The organism is Pseudomonadota bacterium, from assembly GCA_013285445.1.
GTDB lineage: Bacteria > Pseudomonadota > Gammaproteobacteria > Xanthomonadales > Wenzhouxiangellaceae > Wenzhouxiangella.
The window spans coordinates 2,502,935-2,525,428 of record CP053448.1; the positions used below are offsets into that span (position 1 = coordinate 2,502,935).

Genomic DNA, 22,494 nt, shown 5'->3' on the forward strand with positions numbered 1-22,494 from the left:
AAAATATAGCATGGAGCCGATTGGAATCCGTCAACCGATCATCTCTCAGGGGGCAGGAACCAAGCAAACAGGAGGGCTTGATGACTCAAACTGCCGAGGCCGCCATGAAAGACGCGATCCAAGTGCGTCCAGCACGTGCCACGGAACTGTCAACACTGGCCGAACTGATCAAGTCCCGGTTGCCCGATATGATGTCAAGCCTGCGTCGCGACGGAACGGTCGAGTCTCATCTGGCCCGGCTGATTCCGGACCAGGCGCTGGTCATTGCAACGCATCAGACACGCCTGGCCGGGCTGGCCGCACTCGACGTCGACCGCGGCCGGATCCTGGCCTGCTTTCTCGATCCCGAGACCGCAACACCAGATACACCTCGACGTCTGTTTGCCGAGCTGGAGACACGCGCGCTTGGCTTCGGTATCCGCACACTCGGTGGACGTGCGCGCCGCAGGGTTTCGGGCTTTATGCGCTCTCTCGGATACAGCTGTCGGCCTGCGACTGACGATGATGAATCCATCGAAACCGATAAGGATCTTCTTCGCGGCGCCGATCCATCAATCGTCGGAATACTCAAAACCTGCGACGAGCTGGGTGTCCCGGAGGACTACGGGGTCCGCCACCGCATGGCTATCGTCCCGGAGGCCAACGAGCTGGTTGCGGCCGGGATCGATATTTTTGGCCGCCAGCAGAAACTCTCCCCTCCGGCCGCCGAAGCCTTTCAAAAAATGACCGCCGCAGCCGATGGCGCCGGCATCCAGCTCAAGCTGGTTTCGGGGTTCCGGCCGGTCGTCTACCAGGCCAACCTGGTGCGCCGCAAGCTGGAAGCCGGGCAGCGAATCAGCCAGGTGCTGCAGTCGTCGGCCGCGCCGGGATTCAGCGAACACCACAGCGGCCGGGCGGTCGATCTGACCACGCACAGCTGCAAACCCCTGCAGCCGGAGTTCGCCCAGACCAAAGCCTACCAGTGGCTGCTGTCCAACGCCCGCTACTTCGGATTCAGCGAATCCTACCCGCGCAACAATCGCCACGGCATCAACTGGGAACCCTGGCACTGGTACTACCATCGTCCCTGAACCAGTCGCACGCTGGCGCAGGCGTCAGCAAATCCCCTGCCAGGCCGCCAGCGCGCGCTTGCGGCTTGCAGCCAGATCGACGCAGGCGGTCGGGTAGCCCAGTTGGCTGGACTCCCGAGCGCTCAGTGGCCGGTGAATTCGCTCGCTGCCCCGCTCCTTCAGCTCCGGGCACCAGCACCTGACGTAGTCACCGTCGGGATCAAAGCGCTGCCCCTGAAGGACCGGGTTGAACACCCGAAAGTAGGGCGCTGCGTCAACACCGCAACCCGCCGTCCACTGCCAGCCCTGGCTGTTGTTGGCCAGATCGGCATCCACCAGGGTGTCCCAGAACCAGCGCGCCCCTTCCTGCCAGGGTATGAGCAGGTTCTTGGTCAGGAATGAGGCCACGATCATGCGTAACCGATTGTGCATCCAGCCTGTCGCCCACAGCTCGCGCATGCCGGCATCGACCATCGGCACACCGGTCATACCGGCCTGCCAGGCTTCCAAATCTCCCCGGTAATCGTCTGCCCTGCGCCAGGGAAAGGACCTGAAGCGATGGTCCAGCGCCCGCTCGGGCATGTCGGGAAAATGCCAGAGCAGATGGTAGGAGAACTCCCGCCAGGCGATTTCGCTCAGGAAAACGAGCCGGCCCTTGCCGTCGGGCAGTTCGCCGGACGGCTGCAGTGCGCGAGCGACCTGCGCAGAAGAAATCTCCCCGAAACGAAGATGCGGAGACAAGCGAGAAGTGCCGGCCCGATCCGGACGGTCGCGGCAGTGGTGATAGTCCGCCACGGCCAGTCCCAGAAACCGCTCCAGGCTGCGCCTGGCACCGGGCTCCCCCGGATTCCAGGCCTGCCGCAGGCCGTCGGTCCAGTCGATCGCCGGCAGCAGACCCAGCGCATCGATGTCCAGACTGGCCGGCCAGCGGCTCGGACCGTTCAGACGGCGCGGCTCGGGGTGCGGATCCGGCAGGCGCCACTCGCGCTGCATCCGTCGCCAGTAGGGTGTGAAGACCCGATAAGGCGTGTCGTCGTCCTTGCGCAAGCACCAGGGCTCGAACAACAGCGAGGCAGCATGGCTGTGCACCGTCAGGCCGCGCTCTTGAAGACGCTTCTTGAGCTGGCGATCACGGGCCACACCGGGCGCCTCATAGCGACGATTCCAGTACACGGCACAGGCGCCACTGGCGTTCCTGATGCGTATCAGCTCGGCTTCGGCGTCACCGCGAGCGACCACCAGCCGGACGCCACGCTGGCGCAGGCGCTGGTCGAGTGCGGTCAGTGAATGATGGAGCCACCAGCGACTGGCGGCGCCACGCGCCCATTCGGGTTCGGCCGCCGAATCTTCAATGAAGACCGGCACCACGCGGTCATGCGCAGACCGAGCGTGGTGCAGAGCGGGGTTGTCTGCCAGCCGGAGATCGTTTCGAAACCAGACGATTGCAGTTCCTGCCATTGGCCCATCATGCCACCACCGTTCTCAAGACGGCATGAACCGCGAACGGGATCAGGCTTACTAACGGTCAGCCGGCGCGCCGCTGCATGCGCATGGCATCGGAACGGCGAGCCTCGAGCGCCTCCAGGTAGCCCGGCTCCAGGCCGGTCACGTACCGACCGCTGAAGCAGGAGCTGTCAAACCCGTCAATGCGGTCGTTCTTGCCGCGGCAGGCCCGCTCCAGCGCGTCGAGATCCTGGTAGATCAGGCGATCAGCGCCAATGGCCTGCCGAACCTCCTCCTCGCTGCGGCCGGCGGCCACCAGCTCACTGGCAGCCGGCATATCAATGCCGTACACGTTGGGATACCGCACGGGCGGCGAAGCTGATGCCAGGTAGACCCGCCGCGCGCCGGCCTCCCGCGCCATCTGGATGATCTGCTTTGAGGTTGTGCCGCGAACGATTGAGTCATCGACCAGCAGCACGTTCTTGCCCTTGAACTCGAGCGCAATGGTGTTGAGCTTGCGACGCACGGAACGAACCCGCTCCTCCTGGCCCGGCATGATAAAGGTCCGGCCGATATAGCGGTTCTTGATCAGTCCCTCGCGATACTTGACGTCGAGCTGATGCGCCAGCGGCAGGCAGGCCGTGCGGCTGGTGTCGGGAACGGGGATGACGACATCGATATCGTGATCAGGCCAGTCCTGAAGGATTCTCTCGGCCAGTGCCTCTCCCATGCGCAGGCGCGCCTTGTAGACCGAAATGTCGTCCATCATCGAATCAGGCCGGGCAAAATACACGTACTCGAAGATGCACGGCGTATGCGACTCGGCATGGCTACTGTGGTGTCGGTGCACAGTGCCGTCAAGTGAAACCAGAACGGCCTCGCCGGGAGCCAGGTCGCTGACCAGCTCGAAGCCGAGAATATCGAGCACGACCGACTCCGAGGCGATGATGTACTCCGGTCCGTCCCCGGATTCGCGCTGCCCCAGGACCGCCGGGCGAATACCGTGCGGATCACGAAAACCGAGCAGGCCAACGCCGGCGATCAGGGCCACCGCTGCGTAACCGCCGCGACAGCGGCGATAGGCGCCGTCAACCGCGGCAAACACATCTTCGGGCCGGATGCCGTCACGGGTACGCTGACTGAGTTCATGCGCCAGACAGTTAAGCAGCACCTCCGAGTCCGACTCCGTGTTGATATGGCGCCGATCCTCTTCGAACAGTTCATGGCTGAGCCGTTCGCTATTGATCAGATTGCCGTTGTGCCCGAGCGCGATTCCGCACGGCGAGTTGACGTACATCGGCTGGGCCTCGTCCGGCCGATCGCAGCCGGCAGTTGGATAGCGAACATGGCCGATTCCAACCTCACCGGTCAGCCCGGCCACCGCGCTTTCGGAAAACACGTCGCGCACCAGTCCCATGCCGCGCGCCGAGCGCATTCGGCCCTGATCCAGGGTGGTCATGCCGGCCGCATCCTGACCGCGATGCTGCAGCACGGTCATGGCATCGTAGAGACGAGCGGCGACCGGCGTGCGACCAACAATTCCGACGATTCCGCACATCTCAGGCCTCCGCCTCCGCAACCACTTCTTCTGGCAGATAGTTCTGGATCGACTCGGGGAAGCGCTCCACCAGCCAGCGGCCCAGACGCTCGAATTCAGGCAGCAGCATTGACTGCTGCCACCACGGATCTTCCACAAATGGCGTGAACCCGGCGATCACGACACCCACCAGGACAATCGCCACGCCGCGAAGCGCGCCGAACAGTGCGCCGAACATCCGATCCGTCCCGCTCAGGCCGGTGCCGACAACCAGCTTGCCGAGCAGATAATTGCACAACCCACCAACCGCCAGCACAACCACGAAAACGCCGGCAAACGCCACGATCACGCGCACCGAGGGCACCTCGATGACATGCTCCAGCCGCAGTGACAGCGGGCCGGCGGCCTGCAGCGCGGCATAGCCGGCCGCAACCCAGACCAGCAGCGAAAAAACCTCGCGCACGAATCCGCGAAACAGGCTGACGATCATCGATACCAGACAGATGGCCAGAATCGCATAATCGGCGCCATTCATGGATGGGATACCACGATCCCTTCCAGCCCGGCCTCGCTGCGCAGTTCCTCAAGCAGCGCGTCGGCCCGTTCCCGATTGTTGAAATTGCCAACGCGGACCCGCCAGATCATTCGTCCACCGCTGTCCTCGCCGTGCATGAAAGCGTCATGATTCTGCTCGCGCAGCTGCGCCACCAGGCGATCGGCGTTGTTGCGGCTGGCAAAAGAGCCGACCTGGACAGCAAACCCCGCTCCTGTGGCCGCACGCGGCGGGTCGGCGGGGTCGCTTGTTGCCTCGGCGGTGACTGTATCGAACTCCCGCACCACCGGCTCCACCCCGGCCACGGTTGCGGCGATCTGGTCTCGTGCACGGCCGGCCAGGCTCTCGCTCTGGTAGGGACCGGTGCGTAAACGATAAAGCTCGGACTGGTCGCGCACGAGCGTGTCAGTGACCACCGAATGACCGAGGTCCTCCAGCCTAGATCGCACGATTGAGGCCGTTTCGGCGCTGCCAAAAACAGCCACTTGAACCATCCACCCGCCGATCGCATCGGATTGGGACACCTCTGTCCGGATCTGCCGATCAGCGCTGCTGTCGGACACTTCCGGTTTATCGCGCGACCCCTCGCTGGCCGGACCCGGCCCGGCCGGCGGCGCCGATTCCGCGACCATGTCCGGAGAGTTGGCCTCCGGCTGCTCCTCGGTACGCACGGACGGGATTTCGGGCGGATCGACAACGACCGGCGCAGGATCCGCCGACCCCGTCTGTTCAGGCGACGAGTCGGGCACGCGTGCCCGTTCCGGGTCGAGCGCGAGACGGCGCATTTCGCGACGTTCGCCCTCCGCGCGCTGGGGCAGATCGACCGCCAGCTGTCGCGGCCCGGGATCGATCCCGTCATCCTCAAACAGCATGGGCAGAAAGATCACCGCCAGTGCAATCAGGATGGTCGCGCCGACCAACCGCTGCTTCAAAACATTGTCCATGATGGTCACAAATGCTGTTTGATCAGGGGCCACGCTTCAGCCACGGTGCGAAATGACCCGAACACGACGATACGGTCGCCCTGTCCGCATTCGGCGAGCGCGCGCTGAAGAGCCGCGGCTACCGATTCTACCGTTTCCACGCGGCCAGTGACAGACGCCCGCCGGACACGGCTCGCCAGCACTTGGCCCGACTGTCCGCGATCACCGGCGCTGCTGGCCACGAACCAGGCATCAAAGCAGTGCTGGAGCGGTCGCGCAATTCCGGTCACATCCTTGTCGGCCAGGGCACTGAACACCGCGACGCTGCGGCCCTCGCTCGGCTCCAGCATCCGCGCCAGACCACGGGCCGCGTGCGGATTGTGGGCAACATCGACGATGACCTCGGTGCCGCAGTCAAACCGCTCGAACCGGCCAGGCAAGCAGACGCCCCGCAATCCCCTGGCCATTGCTGAAGCATCAACCGGCAGTCGCTCCTCGAGCAGCGCCAGTGCGGCCGCTGCACAGGCGGCATTGCGCAACTGCCAGTCGCCCGGGAGCGCCGCGGGCCGCAGACTGCAGCTGCCGCGGCGCCGCGCTGCCCAATGGCGTCCGGGACGGAAAATACGCGCCCCGCGCTCATGCAGGGCTTCAAGCAGCCCCGACGGCGGCCGCGGCTCACCCACAATGACCGGGCGTCCGGCGCGGGCGATACCGGCCTTCTCGCGGCCGATCGCCGAGCGCGTGGACCCGAGCCAGTCAGCGTGATCCAGGCCAATACTGGTGATGATCGCGATATCAGCATCAACGACGTTGACCGCATCCAGACGCCCGCCGAGTCCGACCTCAAGCAGCCAGGCATCGACATCGCTGTCCATGCCCAACACCATCGCGGCGAGCGTGATGTGCTCGAAATAGGTCAGATCGACGCCGGCGCGAGCCGCCTCCACCGCCTCCAGGGATTCCACAATGGCCGATTCCGACGCCATGACCCCGCCGATACGCATGCGCTCGGCGAAGGCGTGAACGTGTGGCGAGGTATAGGCCAGCGGACGATGACCGGCCGCCACCAGCATCGACTCGCACATGGCCACGACCGAACCCTTGCCGTTGGTTCCGCCAATGGTGATGACTGGCCGCCGACCGGGCCCGATGGCCAGGCGTTCGGCAACCGTAGCGACACGCTCCAGACCCGGCACGATGCGCGACTGCGGGCTTCGTCGCTCCAGCGCGTCGAGCCAGGCACTCAGGGTGGTGGGGTTCAAGGACGGGCAGCGGGAAGAATCAGTCCGACCGGTCACTCACACCCGCATCGTCCTGCGGGTCAACCAACTCGCCTTCACGCACCGCCTGCCGGTCGTTGCCCGACAACAGGGTCAGCAGCACATGGACACGCTGGCGCAGCTCGCGCCGGTCAACGATCTGGTCGATCGCGCCCTTGTCGAGCAGAAACTCCGAACGCTGAAACCCTTCGGGCAGTTTCTCGCGCACGGTCTGCTCGATCACGCGCGGGCCGGCAAACCCGATCAGCGCGTTGGGTTCGGCCAGGTTGATGTCACCCAGCATGCCGAGACTGGCCGACACGCCGCCGGTCGTGGGGTGGGTCAGAATCGAAACATAGGGCAGTCCGGACTCGGCCAGCAGCGCCAGCGCGGCCGAGGTCTTGGCCATCTGCATCAGGGAAAACAGCCCTTCCTGCATGCGTGCACCGCCGGATGCCGAAAAGCACACCAGCGGCAGACGATGTTCCAGGCACTGACCGGCGGCCCGGGCAAAGCGTTCGCCGACCACCGAACCCATCGAACCGCCCATGAACCGGAAATCGAAGGCGCAGGCGACCAGATCCAGTCCCAGCAGCTGTCCGCGCAAGGCAACCAGTGCGTCATTTTCGCCGGTTGCCTTCTGGCTGGCGTTGATGCGGTCACGGTATTTCTTGGTATCGCGGAACTTCAGCACGTCGACCGGCATCAGCTCGGCCCCGATTTCCTCGTGTTTGCCCTCGTCCAGAAACGCAGCGAGGCGAGCCCGTCCGGTCAGCGCCATATGGAAGTCGCACTTCGGACATACGTGCAGATTGCGCTCGAGTTCGGGGCGGTAGAGCACCGCATCACAGGACTTGCACTTGGTCCACAGACCGTCAGGCACCTTGCGGCTCTTGCCGCCTTCGGTGCGGATGCGCGACGGCATCAGTTTCTGAAACCAGCTCATGGTCAGGCGCGCACGGTGTCGGAATTCAGGCGGGCAGAGGCGGTATTGTCCATGGCACGGCGGACCGAGGCAAGATAGTCCCGCGCAATGGCCACGGCCGCTGCTGGCGTATCGGCCCGGTCAAGCTGTGCCACCAGGGCCGAACCGATGACCACGCCATCGGCATGGCCGGCCACCGCGGCCGCCTGTTGGGGTGTGCGAATACCGAAACCGACCGCCACCGGGACTTCCGATGCCGCCTTCACCTCGGCCACCGCCGGCGCCAGTGTCGCGATGTCCAGCGAAGCCGCGCCCGTCACGCCCTTGATCGAAACGCAGTAGATGAAACCGCCGGCCAGTTCAGCCGTGCGCTGCAGACGCCCGGGCGTCGTCGTGGGCGCAACCAGGAAAATCTGGTGCAGCCCGCTGTCGACGAGCTCGCTGCGCCACTGCTCGGCTTCATCGGCCGGGCAGTCGACCACCAGCACCCCGTCAACCCCGGCCGATTTCGCTTCAACACAGAACCGCTCGATGCCACGCCGCTCAATCGGGTTGGCATAGCCCATCAGGACCACCGGGGTTGCGCTGTCGCAGCGCCTGAATTCAGCGACCATGGCAAGCACCTCATCCAGACCGACACCGTGCTCAAGTGCACGTGCACAGGCATTCTGGATGACCGGCCCGTCGGCCATGACATCAGAGAACGGCATTCCGAGCTCCAGCAGGTCCGCGCCGGCCTCGACGGCCGCCTGCATGACTGCAACCGTGGCATCCGGGTGGGGATGCCCGGCGGTCACATACGGAATCAGGGCACAGCGCCCCTGCGCCTTCAGTTGACGAAAACGCTGGTCAATGCGGTTCAAATCGAGATCCTTTCCAGTTCAGCCACGGTATTGATATCCTTGTCACCCCGCCCTGAGAGGTTGACCAGCACGATCTGATCAGGCTTCATGCCGGCGGCCATCTTCATGCCGTGAGCGATGGCGTGGGCACTTTCAAGCGCCGGCATGATGCCTTCGCCGCGCGTGAGCTCGTGAAAGGCCGCCAGCGCTTCCTCATCGTCAATTCCGACGTAGCTGGCCCGACCCGAATCCTTCAGCCAGGCGTGTTCTGGGCCGACACCCGGATAGTCCAGCCCGGCCGATATTGAATGGGTGTTGCGGATCTGGCCGGCATCGTCATCGAGTAGATAAGTCCGGCTGCCGTGCAGCACGCCAACACGGCCGGCGCACAGGCTGGCCGCATGCTCGTGACCGGACAGTCCGTGACCGGCCGCCTCGACACCGACCATGGCCACGCCGGCATCAGCGATAAACGGGTGAAACAGACCGATGGCATTGGAGCCACCGCCAACACAGGCCACCAGCGCATCGGGCAGGCACCCGTACAACTCGAGCATCTGCCGCCTCGCCTCGCGGCCAACAACGGCGTTGAAGTCGCGCACCATGGCCGGATAGGGATGGGGGCCGGCCACCGTGCCCAGCACGTAGAAGGTGTCGTCGACGTGGGTCACCCAGTCGCGCATGGCCTCGTTGAGCGCGTCCTTGAGCGTCTTCGAACCGGCCTCGACGCTGACCACTTCGGCGCCAAGCAACTTCATGCGATAGACATTGACCGACTGACGCCGGATATCCTCCGAGCCCATGTACACAATGCAGCGCATGCCCAACCGTGCCGCAACGGTCGCGGTGGCAACCCCGTGCTGACCGGCACCGGTTTCGGCAATCACGCGCTGTTTTCCCATCGCCCGGGCCAGCAGCGCCTGACCAACCGTGTTGTTGATCTTGTGCGCGCCCGTGTGATTGAGATCCTCGCGCTTGAGCACGATCTTCGCGCCGCCAAGCTTGCGCGTGAGATTCTCTGCAAAATACAGCGGTGAGGGCCGGCCAACGAAATGCGCCAGGTCCGCATCCAGCCGCGCCACGAATTCATCATCCGCCAGATATCTGCGCCAGGCGACCTCGAGTTCCTCGAGTGCCGGCATCAGCGTCTCGGAAACGAAGCGACCACCGAACATACCGAAGTGGCCGCCGGCATCCGGCAGTCGCTGTTCGATCGTCATGTCGGGTGCTGGTTCAGCCATGTCTTGCCGCCTCAATAAACTCATGCATCAGCTTATCACTCTTGACGCCCGGACTGCGCTCCACGCCACTGGAGACATCGACGGCCATCGGTGAGAGCCGACGACAGGCCGCAGCCACGTTTCCGGGATGCAGTCCACCGGCAAGAATCCAGGGCTGCTTGAGCGCCGGGACTCGGTTCCAGTCAAAGGTGTCACCGCGACCGCCACGCTGGCCGGACCGGTGCGCATCCAGCAACAGCGCGTCGGCCTGCTCGAACCCATCGACAGCGACCGCTTCATCGCCCATCGCCAGCGCCTTGATCCAGGGCCGCCCGAATTGGCGACAGAAGGCCTGGTTTTCGCTGCCGTGAAACTGCAGCCAGTCCAGCGGCACCTTATCAAGCACCCCGGTTACATCGCCAGGCCGGGGATCCATGAACAGACCGACGCGGCTGACGAATGGCGGCAGCGCGCGGCAAATGGCCCGCGCCGTTTCCGGGTCAACGCAGCGCGGGCTGCTTCCGACAAACACCAGACCGATCGCATCCGCGCCCAAAGCGGCCGCGGCCATCGCATCGTCGAGGCGGGTAATGCCGCAGATCTTGACCCGGGTCACGGCGTCTCACCCCCGGCATCGTCCGGAAAGCCGACCGTTTCAAATAGCGGCAGTCCCGGGTAGCCCGGATAGGTTGGCGCCACGAAATACAGGCCTTCGGCCGCAGCGGTGACGCCGGCGCGGGTCCGGTCGCGCGCCTCAAGCACCTGACGCGGCCAGTCGACCGGGCGCTCGCCGGTCCCGACGGGAATCAGGGTTCCGACCATGTTGCGCACCATGTGATAGACGAAGGCATTGGCTTCCACCTCAATCATGATCTCTGCGCCCTCACGCGCCACATCGATGGCGTGGACCGTGCGCACCGGTGAGCGGGACTGGCAACCAACTGCCCGAAAGCTGGAGAAGTCATGCTCGCCGATCAGTGGCCGGGCCGCGCGCTGCATGCGCCCGACATCAAGCGGCCGGCGCACCCAGCTGACCCGGCCAAGCTCAATGGCCGGACGCACCCAGCGGTTGAGAATGCGATATCGATAGTGTCGCCGCGTGGCCGAAAAGCGCGCGTGAAACCGGTCATCGACCGCGCGCACCCACAGCAGGCTGATGCCACCGGGCAAATGAGTATTGGTGCCGAGCACCCAGGCACGCTCGCTGCGCTCGCACTCGACATCGAAATGAACGACCTGGCAGCAGGCATGCACCCCGCTATCGGTTCGGCCGGCACAATGGACCCTTACCGGCTGATCGGCAACCCGCGCCAGCGCCTCTTCCAGGCACTGCTGCACGGTCGGCGTCTGGCGCTGCCGCTGCCAGCCGAAGAATCCGCTGCCGTCGTATTCGACACCTGCCGCCAGGCGCATGTGAGCGCCAGGCGATCAGAGCTCGTCGAGCAGTTTGCGGGCCTGGGCCTGTTTTTCAGAGCTGCCGCCGCTGGCCACTTCTTCAAGCACTGTGCGCGCGGAATCGGCCAGGTCAACCGAAATATACGCCCGCGCCAGATCCAGCTTCACGTCGGCGTCCTCGTCGCTGAGCGTCGCGCCTTCGCGCTGGTCGTCTGGCGGCTCATCGCCGGCCGCCTCAGCCCCAGGCACCGGCTCTTCGCCGTGCCCGGGCGGTACTTCCGAGTCCGCATCACCGGCGTCCTCTTCCGGCAGATCCAGATCCTCGTAGACCTCGGGGGACGGGGTTTCGGTTTCGTCGATGACGGTCTTGTCAGTGCTGTTATCGTCCGCCTCGACCTGCGAAGAAAACTCGAAATCCAGATCCATTCCCGCCGATTCCCCGGTGGACTCCACGCCCTCGCTGACCGCTTCGTCCGGCCCACCCTGGTCATCGTCGGATCGCGTGCTGGGCAGCTCCTCGATCTCGTCAAACTCATCGAAATCGGCCTCGGTACCCGCCTCGTCGAAGGACGTGTCCTGACCCGGTTCCTGGGACGGATCATCCAGACGTTCGGCAAGAACGGCCAGGTCCATATCCTCTCCAAGCGCCGACTTGTTCTCGTCAGCCTCATCGTCCTCGCCCGGCAAGGTTACCGCCTGATCCTCAGACGCTTCGTCGACCTCGATCTCGTCGAACACGGACTCATCCGGCTCGCTGCCTTCGTCCAGCTCGAAATCGTCGGCTCCTGTCGCGGTACCGGCCTCCTCTTCATCGAACATGCCCATCAGCTCATCGGCACGCCGTTCAAGCTCATCGCCAGCCTCGACCGGCCGTTCCTCGCGCGGCGTCAACAGCGGATGATCCGGAGCGTGTGCCGCGGCCAGACTGAGCGCCTCCTGCCATTCCCCGGCCGACTCGTCGTCGACCTGCTGGTACATTCGATCAAAGGCATCTGCAAAAGCGGCCTCGTCACCATGATCGGCCAGCGCGCGCAGCAGCATCAGATGAGCGGTCAGATCGGACGGGTTGCTGGCTACCTCGGCCCGGATTTCCTCGAGCCACTGACGGTTATCTTCGGCCGTATCGCCGGCACCACCGCCCCGACGACGCAGCCACAGGACGAGCAGCGCGATTGCAACCACCACCACAAGCACACCGACTGCCGGCCACAGCCAGCCGAAACCGCCACCCGGAGAGCGGGTCACCGGCATCGGCTCGGTGGCCTGCGTCGGGCTGGTCTGATCGCTTCCCTCCGAAGCGTCCGCGGATTGTTCACCGCCGGTCTGGCTATCGGCCATCTCGGCGTCGGAAACCGGCGCTTCGGACGAATCCGAACCAACGTCCGTCGCCGCTTCTTCGGCGGCCAGCTCCTGTTCGAGTTCGCGCAGATAATCGGACACCGAATCGGTCGATTCCACAACCTCTTCGCGCGCCGCCTGGGCTTCCCGGCGCTCACGCTCTTCGCGCAAACGCTGCTCCAGCTCGGCCAGGGATTCCTCGGCAACGGCCAGACCGGCCATGTCCCGGGCCCTCAGGGCGTCACGAATCTCGGCAATGCGCTGATCGAACTCCTCGCCACCGAGATCCTCGAGCAGCAGCTCGTCCTCGATCTGCGTGATGGCTTGCTCAACGCGTTCAATATCGCCGTCCGAGACCGCCGATCCATCGGCAAAATCATCCTCTTCCGGAGGCACCACATCCAGCCGGTGGACCACTTCAGACTCCGGCTCCGGCTCTGGTACCGACTCGGGTTCGACAGCCGCGGGCGCCGGATCCGCGACCTGATCGGCCGGCGCCTCCGGCAGACCGGCCTCGCTGATCACCGGCACCGGTTCGGCGGTGCCCTGCTGCCAGGCGCGCATGTGCTCCCGGATGGTCTGCTCAGCGCGGCTGTCGCTGATGGCGCGGACATCCGCAACATCGGGCATGTCCAGCCGGACTTCACTGCGCAGGCGGTTGATGTTGTCGTCGATGAACGCCTGGCGATTGCGGTTGAAGATGGCCAGCATGACCTGGTCCATGCTCAGCGAGCGATCCGGTCGCCAGTCGTTGGCGATTCTCCACAGCGTGTCACCGCGCGCCACGGTGACGCTGCCGGCACCCTGCCTGGCCGAGGGGGCCGGGGCTGACGCCGGCTCGGCCGGGGTCGGGGTCGCGGCCGGACGACGGTCAGCCGGCTCGGTGCGGGCCGGGCGTGGCGGGGGCGGCGTGGCGGCTTCAGGCTCGACCGCAGGGCGGCGCTGCACCGGCGGCGGTGAATCGATCGTTGGCGGATCCAGAAACAGCGTGTACTCGCGCAGTACCCGCCCGTTCGACCAGCGCGCGTCGATCAAGACCTGCACGATGGGGTCGCTGACGACCTGTTGTGAGCGAATCCTGACCCGTGGCGGGTCTACATTTCGATCCACGCTGACCCCGAGCCCCAGTGCCAGCGACTCGCTGGGTACGCCCAGACGCTCGAAATCCTCCAGCGAGGCCACGCCGACGGTCAGCGAATCCCCGGCTTCGCCTTCCGCCTCGATCAGCCGGATCGATACGTCCAGTCGCTGGCCAAGCCAGGAGTCGACCCGCGCCTCGCCGAGCCCCAGGGCACGCAGTGTCCCTGCCGGAAACAGCAGAATCAGCGTTCCCAGCAGAACCGGGACAACCCATCGTACATTGCTCGTAGACATGAGCGCCAGCACCCTCTATGCAAACAAAATGGCGGTATATCAACCGAGTATACCAACGACCTCACACAACAATAAAGCACCGATTTCAGTTTCGTGAAATCAGTCTTTCGGCAATCTGGATCGCATTGAGGGCCGCGCCCTTGCGCAAGTTGTCGGCCACGACCCAGAAATCCAGCCCCCTGGGGTGGCTGTGATCGACGCGCAATCGGCTCACAATGACCGCGTCGCTGCCGCTGCCATCAACCAGCGGGGTGGCCTGGCGCTCGCCCTCGAGCAGCACCACGCCCGGCGCCGCAGTCAGCAGGCGCCGGACCTGCGACAGGTCGATGGGGGCTTCGGTTTCGAGATGAACCGCCTCACCATGCCCGATGAAAACCGGCACGCGAACCGCCGTGGCATTGACGCTGATCGTCTCGCTGCCGAGGATGCGGCGGGTTTCCCGGTGCATCTTCATCTCCTCGCGCGAGTAGCCGTTGTCCTCGAGCCGGTCAATCAGCGGGATCACATTGAACGCAATCGGCTGGGCAAACGCCTTCGGCTCGGGCTCACGGAAATTGAAACGATCGGCGCTCTGGCGCGCCAGCTCATCCATGGCGGCACGCCCGGCGCCGGAAACCGACTGATAGGTGGAGACATTGATTCGCGCCACGCCCACCGCGCGGTGAATGGGCGCGACGGCCAGCAGCATCTGGATGGTCGAGCAGTTGGGGTTGGCAATGATGCCACCGCGAAAGTCGTCGAGCACGTGGCCGTTGACCTCGGGTACGACCAGCGGCACCGCCGGATCCATGCGGAAATGGGAGGTATTGTCGATGACGGTGCAGCCGGCCGCTGCCGCTCTCGGCGCGTGTTCAGCCGACACACGGCCCCCGGCGGAAAAAAGCGCCAGGTCCCAGCCCGAAAAATCGAAACCGGCCAGGTCAGTGACCCGGATTGAACGATCACCGAACTGCACCTGGCGGCCGGCCGAATCCGGACTGGCCAGAGCGACCACCTCTCGCACCGGAAAGCGCCGCGTCGCCAGCACGTCGAGCATCACCTCGCCGACCGCACCCGTCACCCCGACGACGGCGACCCGATAACCCTGCTTCGATTCGTGCATGCTGTTCCTGTCTGTCGATGCGTTCAATGCCATTCAGCCCGCCAGCCGCCAACTCAACCATCGCACCAGGCCAGGGCCGGAGCGCCGGCTTCAGGCGCTACCCGCCGTCATCGGTCGAGGTTGCGCGCGTTCCGGGAATTCGCGGCGTCTGGGGCGGCACCTCCGCGCATTGCGCCCGATGCAGCAGCCAGTGGTCCATGATTACCAACGCCAGCATGGCCTCGACAATGGGCACGGCGCGAATCCCGACACAGGGGTCGTGGCGGCCGGTGGTGACGATTTCAACCGCCTCACCCCGGATATCCACGGTTTTTCCGGGCAGTCTCAGCGAGGAGGTCGGCTTGAACGCCACCGCCACCTCCAGCGGCTGGCCGGTCGAAATGCCGCCCAGTACGCCGCCGGCGTGGTTGGACTCGAATCCCTCCGGCGCGATCTCGTCGCGATGCACGGTGCCTTTTTGGGCCACCGACGCGAATCCAGCGCCGATTTCCACGCCCTTGGTGGCGTTGATGCTCATCATCGCCGCCGCCAGATCGCCGTCGAGCTTGGCGTAGACCGGCGCGCCCAGGCCCACCGGCACCCCGGTGGCGCGGGCCTTGACCAGTGCGCCAACGGAATCGCCGGACTTCCACAGCTTTTTCATGTAGTCCTCGAGCGCCTCGATCCGCGAGGCGTCGGGGCAGAAAAACGGATTGGTCTCGATCACTTCGGGGTCGAAGTTCTCGTCGCAGACTTCCTCGCCGATCTGGCCGAGCCAGCCGGTGATCTCGACCCCGAGCTTCTCGCGCAGCCATTTCTTCGCCAGCGCACCGGCCGCCACCCGCATGGCCGTCTCCCGCGCCGAGGACCGCCCGCCGCCGCGATAATCGCGAATGCCGTACTTGTGGTGGTAGGTGTAGTCGGCGTGCCCGGGCCGGAACTGATTCGCGATCTTCGAGTAATCCTTCGACTTCGCATCGGTGTTGTAGATCAGCAGCGCGATCGGCGTGCCGGTGGTCTTGCCCTCGAACGTGCCGGAAAGAATCTGGACGTCCTCGGCCTCCTTGCGCTGCGAAGTCCACCGACTCTGCCCGGTCGCCCGGCGCATCAGCTCGTCGCGAATCTCCTGCGGAGTGATCGCCATGCCCGGCGGAAATCCGTCGATGACACACCCGATCGCCGGCCCGTGGCTTTCGCCGAAGGTCGTCAGGGTCAGGACGCGGCCGAAGGAGTTGGAAGGCATTGTTACGGGTTCCGGGTTCCGGGTTCCGGGTTCAGGAAGGCTTCGGGATCGCTTTGACTGCCGTGATGGCGTAACGGCGTTAGACGGTCCGGCTTCGGATTCCCGTTTGCGCGAACGCTTAAACACCGGAAACCGGAATCCGGGGATGGAGGCACAAAGCGAAGACTCATGTTCAGAGCCCCATCAAAGATTGGTGTAATTCGGCCCCGCCCCGCCCTCGGGCGTGACCCACTCGATGACCTGGAAGGGATCGGCGATGTCGCAGGTCTTGCAGTGGACGCAGTTGGCGGCGTTGATCTGCAGGCGCTTGCCGCCTTCGTCCTCGACCACTTCGTAGACGTTGGCCGGGCAGAATTTGGTGCAGGGGTTGCCGTACTCGGGCTCGCAGCGTGTGAAACACACGTCCGGGTCGGTGATTTTGAGATGCACCGGCTGGTCTTCGTCGTGCTCGGTCTGGGAGAAATACACCGAGGCCAGGCGATCGCGCGGCGGCAGGTCGCGCTCGACGTAGTCGTAGTCGAAGCCCGGCTCGTCGAGCTTGCGGTACTGCTCGTGGTCGGCGTGGTTTGGCAGGGTGCGCGGCAGCTTGCCGGCGGTGACGGTCTCGACCGCGGCGGTGAACATGCCGCGCCACAGGCCCTTGTTGAAACCCGGGCGGATGTTGCGGACCTTCTTGAGCTCGGCCACGATGTCGGATGCGCGCAGGCGCGCGTCGAAGCCTTCGCTGCTGAGTTTTTCGGAAAGATGCTCGGCGGCCAGCATGCCCGACTTCATCGCCTGGTGGGTGCCCTTGATCTTGGGCACGTTGAGCAGGCCGGCCGAGTCGCCGATCAGCATCGCGCCGGGCATCTCGACCTTCGGCAGCGACTGGTAGCCGCCCTCGACCAGGGCGCGGGCGCCGGCCGAAAGGATCTCGCCGCCGTCGAGCAGCTCGCGCATCATCGGGTGGTGCTTGAACTGCTGGAAGGCCTCGAAGGGCATGAAGCGCGGGTCCTGGTAGTCCAGGCCGCAGACGAAGCCCACCGCCACGCGGTCCTTGTCGAGGTGGTAGACGAAGCTGCCGCCGTAGATCTCGTTGGGCAGCGGCCAGCCGACCGTGTGCCGGATCAGGCCCGGCTGTACGCGGCCCTCGGGCAGGCGCCACAGTTCCTTCAGGCCGGTGCCGTAGGTCTGCGGGTCGCAGTCGGCATCCAGCTTGTACTTCCTGACGGCGCGCTTGGACAGGTGGCCGCGGCAGCCCTCGCCCAGCACGGTCACCGGCGCGTGGATCTCGATGCCCTGGACGTAGGTATCCTTGGGATTGCCCTCGATATCGACGCCCATGTCGCCGATGATCACGCCCTGGACTTCATCGGCGTCGTTGTAGCTCAGGTCGGCGGCGGCGAAACCAGGGAACAGGTCCACACCCAGCGCCTCGGCCTTCGGCGCCAGCCAGGCGCACAGCGCCCCGAGCGAGACGATGAAGTTGCCGTGGTTGTTCTGCTGGGGCGGGGTGGGCAGCTTGCGGCTGCCGGTCTTGCCCAGGTGCAGGAACTGGTCCTTGCCGGCCGCCACGCAGATCGGCGGCGGATCGTCGCGCCAGCCCTCGATCAGCGCATCCAGCGGCCCGGGCTCGATGACCGCGCCGGAGAGGATGTGTCCGCCGATTTCGGCGGCCTTCTCGATCACGCAGACGTTGAGATCGTCGGAGAGCTGCTTGAGCCGAATCGCGCAGGCCAGACCGGCCGGCCCGGCGCCGACGATCACCACGTCGTATTCCATGATTTCGCGTTCGGACATGGGTTCGCTGAGAATTCGGGCCAGACCTGCAAGGATACAGGCAAGGCACTGGCGGTGTCAGCCCAAAGGCCGGCGTCTCAATTGCCAGCCGCTGAATCGAGCAGACGTTCGAGCTCGGGCCACAGCGCCTCGAGCATCAGCGGCTGGGCCTCGGCTGTCGGGTGGATGCCATCGTCCATCAGCATGCCGGGCTGATCGAAGATCTCGTCAAGTAAGAAGGGCAGCAGCTCAACCCCGAAACGCTCTGCCAGCCGCGGGTAAACGGCCTCGAAGCGTTCAATGTAGACCGGACCCAGGTTGGGCGGCAGGCGCATCTGCATCAGGGCGACTTCCGCTCCGGCTGCCTTGCCTTTTTCGATCAGCGCCGCCAGATTGGATTCGGTCTGCCGCGGCGACAGGCCTCGCAGGCCATCGTTGCCCCCCAGGACAATCAGGGCCAGGTCGGGCTCATAGCTTGCGAGCACAGCATCCATGCGCGTGAGCGCGCCAGCCGTGGTCTCGCCCGATATGCTTGCGTTGATCACCTCGTGTTTGCCGTCGACCCGCCCGGCAAGCAGGGCGACCCATCCGGATTCACGGGGTATCGAGTAGGCATCGGAGAGACTGTCGCCGATAACGACAACGGTAGCAGCGCCAGACGGATTGCCCCACAGCATCGTCGACAGCAGCACCGCGGCAATCACCTTTTGCAGGCAGCGATTGAACATGAATGACTCCGCACTCAGGATTCTGTCCGCCAGGCAGATCGGTTTCAGCGTCGACGCACCCGGCGGGCGACTCGATATCCTCAAGGGTATCAGCATTGAACTCAACGGCGGAGAAACGCTGGCCATCATCGGCGCTTCCGGGTCGGGCAAGACCACGCTGCTCGGTCTGCTCGCCGGACTGGACCTGCCGACCCGCGGTGAAGTGCGCCTGGTCAACCATGAGTTGACGCACCTCGACGAGAACGCCCGCGCCAGGCTGCGAAGGCGGCATGTGGGTTTCGTCTTCCAGTCGTTTCACCTGCTGCCCAGTCTGACCGCGCTGGAAAACGTCCAGCTGGCGCTGGAGATCGGCGGCGGGAACCGGGTCGATGCACGCGCCCGCCACGCGCTTGAGCAGGTGGGTCTGAGCCACCGCCTGGCTCACTATCCGCGCCAGCTCTCCGGCGGCGAACAGCAGCGCGTGGCGATCGCGCGGGCCTTTGCCGGCGAGCCCGACATCCTGTTCGCCGACGAACCCACCGGCAACCTCGACCAGCGCACCGGCGAGTCCGTGGCCGACCTGCTGTTCGACCTCAACGAACACCACGGCACGGCACTGGTGCTGGTCACCCACGACATGCGGCTCGCGCGGCGATGCGGGCGTGTGGAAGAAATCGAGGACGGAATCCTGCTGGACATCAACGGAAGGCGGCCCAGTAAAACCCCCGATGAAACCACGGAAAGCAGGGAAGCACACGGAAGTTGAATACGACTCGCCACTCATTCCGTGATTCCCGTGTATTCCGTGGTTTCGTTGTTTTTCAAGCCAGCCTGATTCGATGAACGCCACCACGCTCGCGCTAAAACTCCTCACCCGCCAGGCGCGCTCCAGTGCCCTCGTGATGCTTTTTGCCGGGCTGGTGGTGGCCACGGCGGCACTGGCAGCGGTGAGTCTGTTTACCGACCGGGTCGGGCGAGCGCTGGAGCGGCAGGCCGGCGAAGTGCTGGCCGCCGACCTGGTGGTCACCGGCCGCGAGCGGCTCCCGGACGAGTATCGGGACAAGGCCGCCGGGATGGGCCTGGAGACCGCCGAGATCGCGCTGCTGTCCACCGTGATTTTCATCGGTGAGGAAAGCCATCTGATCGACCTCAAGGCCGTCACCGACGGCTATCCGCTGCGCGGCCAGCTCAAGTTGGCCGAGCGGCTCGGCGGCGACGAGACGGCGACAAGCGCCGGGGCGGCGGAACCCGGTCGGGGCTGGATGGCAGCACGGGGCCTGCGCCTGTTCGAGACCGACACTGGCGTGGAAGTCGATATCGGTCGCCGTCCCGTCACGGTCGACCGCGTTCTGACCTGGGAACCGGACCGCGGCGGCAGCCGCTTCATGCTCGCCCCGCGCCTGATCATTCACATGGACGACCTGCTGGAAAGTGAACTGCTCGGCCCCGGCTCACGCGTGCGCTGGCGCCTGCTGGTCGCCGGCAGCGAGCCGGCGGTTGCCGAATTCCGGCGCTGGATTGAGCCTCGACTTACCGGGCGCCAGGGAATCGAGACGGTCGCCGAGGCCGAGGCCGAAACCGGCCGGGCGCTGGCCCAGGCCCGGCGTTTTCTCAGCGTCGCTGCACTGACGGCGGTGATCCTGGCGGCCGTGGCGGTGTTGCTGGCGGCCCTGCGCTTTGCCCGATCCCAGCGCGATCTGGTTGCGTTACTCAAGGCCTTTGGTGCCGAGAGCCGCCAGATTCTCGCCGCCATGGGCCTGCTGCTGTTCTGGCTTGCGCTGGCTGCCAGCGCGCTGGGGGGACTATTCGGCTGGTTTGCGCAAACGGCGCTCGCCATCATCCTGTCCGAAGGGCCGGCCGGTCCATTGCCCGCAGCACGCCTGTCGCCACTTCTCGGCAGCGCTGCGTTCACGCTGCTGCTGACCGCCGGCTTCGCGCTGCCGCCGCTGGTTGAGCTGCGTACCGTCGCCCCCATGCGCATACTCAACCGCTCGCTCGACAGCCGTCCGCGCCTGACCGGATGGTTGTGGCTGCTGCCGGTGCTCGGTGCGCTGTCCATTCCGGTTATCCAGCTTGGTGAAGTCAGACTGGCGCTGATCGTGCTCGGGGGATCGGCCGGCCTGGCGGGGCTGCTTGCGGCGGCCGGATGGCTGGCCATGCGCCTGGCCCGGCTGGCCTCACGCCACGCACGCGCTGACTGGCGATTCGGCCTGGCCGGGCTGCAGCGCCGGCGTGGCCAGGGCATCATCCAGGTCACGGCGCTGGGCCTGGGTCTGATGGCGCTGCTGTTGCTGATGATCGTGCGCACCGAACTGCTCGATCAGTGGCGCGCCAGCCTGCCGCCGGATACGGCCGATCACTTCGTGGTCAATATTCAGCCCGATCAGCGCGAGGCGGTCGAGGAATCGCTCCGCTCGATCGGAGCGGACAACCTGCAGATCCGACCGATGGCCACAGTCAATTTGGTCGAAGTCAACGGCGAACCGCCGCCCGATCACCGCTGGGCCGGCCAGGTCAATGTTTCCTGGATCGACAGGCTGCCCCCGGCCAATCGCATCGTCCAAGGCGGGTTCTTCGAGCCCGACTCCGAAGGTGAGATTTCGCTGGCGCTGAGATGGTCGGAGCGCACCGGGATCGGGGTCGGTGACACCATGGTCTTCGAGTCCGGCGGTCAGCGCCTGGCCGGAACGGTTACCAGCATGCGCGAAGTCGAGTGGGAGTCGTTCAACGTCAACTTTTTCATCCTGCTCAGCCCGTCGGCCGCCGACTCGCTGCCGCATCAGCTCATTGCCAGCTTCCGGAGCGCGGGTGACGGCGGCGAGCTGCGCGCGCTGCAACAGCGCTGGCCGAACGTCTCCATCATCGATATCGGCGCGCTGCTCGACCGCATTGGCGAGATCATTGCTCGAGTCTCGTCGGCCGCTCAGGTGGTGTTCTTCTTTACCCTGCTGGCCGGTCTGGTGGTGCTGCTGGCAGCCCTTGAAGCGACTCGTGACGAGCGCCGCAGCGAAGCGGCGCTGATTCGCGCGCTGGGCGCCGATGATTCAATGATCCGCCGGGGCATATTGATCGAGTACAGCGCAATGGCGGTCATCGCCGCCATTCTGGCCACCGGCGGTGCGACGCTGACCGGCTGGCTGCTGGCCAGCCAGATGTTTGATTTCAGCTACCGACCCTCACCGCAGCTGCTGGCCGCCGGCGCCCTGGCCGCCTTTGCGCTGGTGGTGGGCAGCGGCTGGCTGGGCAACCGCTCTGTTCTGCAGACTCCGGCCATGAAAATTCTGCGCGCAAAGCACGACGCCTGAAACGGTTCGTCGCGCTGTCTGTGGAGTCCGGGCGTGTCGCTACCGGCGAGTGAGGTGCTTCAGCGCTGGGTTCGAATGTCGCGCAGAATCGTGTAGCGGGTAATGTAGTGTGGATTGTCTTTGTCTTCCTGGCGTTTACCGAGCCAGCTTTCAGGGTGCGCGCCCAGATACTTGCGGTCGCTACCCGGCGCGGGCCGATAGACCAGCAGCGCGTTGTTGGATGCCGGCAGCGGCTTTGACGAGATGAGCGTCAGCGTATCGCCCTGATCCGGATCGGCCACCGTGACCTCGATAAAACGATCGCCTGACTGCGCCATGTCCGACACTGCCCCCTGACAGTGAACCAGCTGCCCGCGCCGCTCGAGCCCGAGGTTGCTTGACATCGATGCGCACAGCTCCTCGGCCCGCTTGAGCGTGTCGCTGCTCATGAAATCGTAGATATCGTCGTCTTTATCGCGTCTCATGCCTGTACTCATTAAAAATTTGTTGCCGGTCACGCTGTTACACCAATATGTTTGTAATATACCTCAAAACTTTGGGCT

19 protein-coding genes are annotated in these 22,494 nt (G+C 65.1%); 3 read left to right on the plus strand and 16 right to left on the minus strand.

Annotation, left to right across the window (positions count from 1 at the left end):
• Positions 1-80 precede the first annotated feature (80 nt).
• On the plus strand, positions 81-1,070 hold the full coding sequence (locus tag HND55_11260) for a M15 family metallopeptidase (protein QKK03177.1): 990 nt from the start codon (positions 81-83) through the stop codon (positions 1,068-1,070).
• A 24-nt stretch (positions 1,071-1,094) separates the two neighbouring features.
• Here HND55_11260 and HND55_11265 read toward each other — a convergent pair whose 3' ends face one another.
• The 15 genes from HND55_11265 to HND55_11335 form a co-directional block, all read right to left on the minus strand.
• Positions 1,095-2,507: a deoxyribodipyrimidine photo-lyase gene (locus HND55_11265; protein ID QKK03178.1), complete on the minus strand. Its 1,413-nt coding sequence runs from the start codon at positions 2,505-2,507 to the stop codon at positions 1,095-1,097.
• A 67-nt stretch (positions 2,508-2,574) separates the two neighbouring features.
• Entirely contained in the window at positions 2,575-4,050 is a 1,476-nt protein-coding gene (purF, locus tag HND55_11270; protein ID QKK03179.1) for an amidophosphoribosyltransferase, read from the minus strand.
• 1 nt (position 4,051) lies between these two features.
• Complete coding sequence (locus HND55_11275) at positions 4,052-4,564, minus strand: CvpA family protein (GenBank protein QKK03180.1); 513 nt, start codon at positions 4,562-4,564, stop codon at positions 4,052-4,054.
• Positions 4,561-5,526: a hypothetical protein gene (locus HND55_11280; GenBank protein QKK03181.1), complete on the minus strand. Its 966-nt coding sequence runs from the start codon at positions 5,524-5,526 to the stop codon at positions 4,561-4,563. The genes HND55_11275 and HND55_11280 overlap by 4 nt, the downstream gene beginning before the upstream one ends.
• A gap of 5 nt (positions 5,527-5,531) precedes the next feature.
• Positions 5,532-6,752, minus strand: coding sequence for a bifunctional folylpolyglutamate synthase/dihydrofolate synthase (locus tag HND55_11285; GenBank protein QKK04089.1), 1,221 nt, complete (start codon positions 6,750-6,752; stop codon positions 5,532-5,534).
• Positions 6,753-6,786: 34 nt separating this feature from the next.
• Positions 6,787-7,710, minus strand: coding sequence for an acetyl-CoA carboxylase carboxyltransferase subunit beta (locus HND55_11290; protein ID QKK03182.1), 924 nt, complete (start codon positions 7,708-7,710; stop codon positions 6,787-6,789).
• Positions 7,711-7,712: 2 nt separating this feature from the next.
• On the minus strand, positions 7,713-8,552 hold the full coding sequence (locus tag HND55_11295; GenBank protein ID QKK03183.1) for a tryptophan synthase subunit alpha: 840 nt from the start codon (positions 8,550-8,552) through the stop codon (positions 7,713-7,715).
• A complete protein-coding gene (gene trpB, locus HND55_11300; GenBank protein QKK04090.1) occupies positions 8,549-9,751 on the minus strand; it encodes a tryptophan synthase subunit beta in 1,203 nt (400 codons plus the stop codon). Before trpB ends, HND55_11295 begins: the two co-directional genes overlap by 4 nt.
• A gap of 13 nt (positions 9,752-9,764) precedes the next feature.
• A complete protein-coding gene (locus HND55_11305; protein QKK03184.1) occupies positions 9,765-10,367 on the minus strand; it encodes a phosphoribosylanthranilate isomerase in 603 nt (200 codons plus the stop codon).
• Positions 10,364-11,164, minus strand: coding sequence for a tRNA pseudouridine(38-40) synthase TruA (gene truA, locus HND55_11310; protein ID QKK03185.1), 801 nt, complete (start codon positions 11,162-11,164; stop codon positions 10,364-10,366). The genes HND55_11305 and truA overlap by 4 nt, the downstream gene beginning before the upstream one ends.
• 15 nt (positions 11,165-11,179) lie before the next feature.
• Positions 11,180-13,858 (minus strand): hypothetical protein, encoded by a 2,679-nt coding sequence (locus tag HND55_11315; protein ID QKK03186.1) that lies wholly within the window; start codon positions 13,856-13,858, stop codon positions 11,180-11,182.
• 85 nt (positions 13,859-13,943) lie between these two features.
• Positions 13,944-14,960: an aspartate-semialdehyde dehydrogenase gene (locus HND55_11320; protein QKK03187.1), complete on the minus strand. Its 1,017-nt coding sequence runs from the start codon at positions 14,958-14,960 to the stop codon at positions 13,944-13,946.
• 97 nt (positions 14,961-15,057) lie between these two features.
• Complete coding sequence (gene aroC / locus HND55_11325) at positions 15,058-16,182, minus strand: chorismate synthase (protein QKK03188.1); 1,125 nt, start codon at positions 16,180-16,182, stop codon at positions 15,058-15,060.
• A 183-nt stretch (positions 16,183-16,365) separates the two neighbouring features.
• Positions 16,366-17,961, minus strand: a complete 1,596-nt coding sequence (locus HND55_11330; GenBank protein QKK03189.1) for an electron transfer flavoprotein-ubiquinone oxidoreductase — start codon at positions 17,959-17,961, stop codon at positions 16,366-16,368.
• Positions 17,962-18,038: 77 nt separating this feature from the next.
• Positions 18,039-18,617, minus strand: coding sequence for an arylesterase (locus HND55_11335; GenBank protein QKK04091.1), 579 nt, complete (start codon positions 18,615-18,617; stop codon positions 18,039-18,041).
• 49 nt (positions 18,618-18,666) lie between these two features.
• On the opposite strand from HND55_11335, the gene HND55_11340 reads away from it, so the two are divergent.
• Both HND55_11340 and HND55_11345 read left to right on the plus strand, forming a co-directional pair.
• Positions 18,667-19,413 (plus strand): ATP-binding cassette domain-containing protein, encoded by a 747-nt coding sequence (locus HND55_11340; GenBank protein ID QKK03190.1) that lies wholly within the window; start codon positions 18,667-18,669, stop codon positions 19,411-19,413.
• 73 nt (positions 19,414-19,486) lie between these two features.
• Complete coding sequence (locus tag HND55_11345; protein ID QKK03191.1) at positions 19,487-21,952, plus strand: FtsX-like permease family protein; 2,466 nt, start codon at positions 19,487-19,489, stop codon at positions 21,950-21,952.
• 59 nt (positions 21,953-22,011) lie between these two features.
• On the opposite strand, the gene HND55_11350 is transcribed toward HND55_11345, so the two are convergent.
• Positions 22,012-22,416 (minus strand): hypothetical protein, encoded by a 405-nt coding sequence (locus HND55_11350; protein ID QKK03192.1) that lies wholly within the window; start codon positions 22,414-22,416, stop codon positions 22,012-22,014.
• Between the last annotated feature and the right edge of the window lie 78 nt (positions 22,417-22,494).